General features: G+C 46.4%; 2 protein-coding genes. Both read left to right on the top strand.

The features are described from left to right. The first annotated feature begins 38 nt into the window (after positions 1-38). Positions 39-932 (top strand): MurR/RpiR family transcriptional regulator, encoded by an 894-nt coding sequence (locus WBV27_RS11200; protein ID WP_424202095.1) that lies wholly within the window; start codon positions 39-41, stop codon positions 930-932. Between the two features lie 138 nt (positions 933-1,070). Then, on the top strand, positions 1,071-1,658 hold the full coding sequence (locus WBV27_RS11195) for a histidine phosphatase family protein (RefSeq protein ID WP_424202093.1): 588 nt from the start codon (positions 1,071-1,073) through the stop codon (positions 1,656-1,658). Positions 1,659-1,856 lie beyond the last annotated feature (198 nt).

Here is a 1,856-nt window from a genome sequence, read left to right as displayed (position 1 = left end):
TGAATCGCTTATTATGAAGAAACGGAGGGATGCCACCTATGTTAATACGCGAAAAAATGGAGACCATCAAGTTTTCTCCGGCTGAAAAGGAAGTCGTGGAATACCTGCTGCGTTATCCGGAAGTGCTGGATGAAAAGACGATGCAGGAGATCGCAGCCGAAACCTATACGCAGCCTTCCACGCTGATCCGCATCGCCAAAAAATTAGGTTTTGACGGATGGGTGGAATGCAAAAAAGCCTACCAGGAAGAGCACGACTATCTGACCCGCAATTTCGTCGACATTGATGCCAATTTGCCGTTCGAGGCGAACGACTCGATCATGACAATCAGCAAAAAGATGGCCTCGCTCGGACAATCGACGATTGAGGATACGCTCTCGCTCATCCACCACGACACGCTGCAGCAAGCGAAACAGATGCTGCTGAGGGCTAAGCATATCCAAATCTTCGCCAACAACGCCAACATGCTCATCCCGCAGGACTTTGCCCTGAAAATGAACCGGATCAAGCACCACACTGCCGTTTCCACCATCAAAGGCGAAGACGTCTATACAGCCTACACCAGTCCAGAAGGCACTTGCGCCATCTTGATTTCCTATACCGGCGAAAGCACTGCGATGAAACAGATCGCAAATATTTTAAAAGCGGAAGGCGTTCCGACAATCGGGATTACGGGCATCGGCGACAACTACCTTTCGCGTGTGGTCGACTGCTATCTGCCGATCACGACGCGCGAGAAACTGTATTCCAAGATCGGCAATTTCACGATCAACCTTTCCATCATTTACCTGCTGGACGTCCTGTATTCGATTGTATTTGCCGAAAATTACAAGGAAAACCTGTCCCACGTCATCCGTTTGGGCAAAATAGCCGACAAACGCAAGACCAGTTCGGATATCATGCAGGAGGATACCGGTGGGGGAAAGGCGTAGCATTTAATAATACTATGCCAGATAGGGATTTGAAATTTGAATAATAAAAGTCCCATAGTTTTTATTGATGACCCCCTTGACATGAAGTCCACTCCAAGGTTTACAATGCAATGAATGATCTTAATCTGGAGGAATTCTATGGAAAAAACACTTTATCTGATGCGTCACGGTGAAACAGAATTCAATGTGCGGAAAAAAATCCAAGGGTGGTGTGATTCCCCGCTGACCGAAATCGGAATCCAACAGGCGCAAATAGCCGGGACCTTCTTTTCGAATAATCGAATCGAAATCGATCATGCCTATTCATCCACATCGGAACGCGCCTCGGATACGCTGGAGATCGTGACCGGCAATCAAATGACCTACCAACGTCTTAAGGGTCTGAAGGAATGGCATTTCGGTGCTTTCGAAGGCGAAAGCGAACACCTGAATCCGCCTATCCCCTACGGTGATTTTTTTGAAAAATTCGGAGGCGAAAGCGAAGAACAGATGAGGGAACGCCTCGCAAGTACCCTGAAAACAATCATGGACACCGCAGATCATCAAACTGTCTTGGCTGTCTCACACGGCGCAGCATGCAGAGGTTTCATGAGAAAGTGGGCTCAAAACCAACAAGTTGATCAAAAATCGAGATTGAAAAACTGCTGCATCCTGAAATTCATCTATATAGAAGATGAGTTTCATTTGGTTAATATCATCAATCATGATTTCAGTCAAATCCAATAAGATTTTGGGTCGATAAAATCTAATCGAAGCCACAACACGAAAAAACAGCTGGAAGACGTCACTGACGTTTTCCGGCTGTTTTCATTTGGATATTCTTTTGCCTAAGTGCTCCACTACAGGAAATCACTCAGTTCCTTTCTGCATCTCATCAGTACCAATTGGTCGCTTGGGCTACTCGCGAATCGGCCATTGTTTGAT

This window comes from Trichococcus sp. (assembly GCF_049589555.1).
Classification (GTDB): Bacteria; Bacillota; Bacilli; order Lactobacillales; family Aerococcaceae; genus Trichococcus.
Note: the sequence above shows the minus strand (reverse complement) of the source record. Positions and strands in the feature narration are given on the sequence as shown.

Bases quoted from the DNA above. Each gene is read 5' to 3' on its own strand.
- WBV27_RS11200 (WP_424202095.1), top strand. From the start codon at position 39: ATGTTAATACGCGAAAAAATGGAGACCATCAAGTTTTCTCCGGCTGAA.
- WBV27_RS11195 (WP_424202093.1), top strand. From the start codon at position 1,071: ATGGAAAAAACACTTTATCTGATGCGTCACGGTGAAACAGAATTCAAT.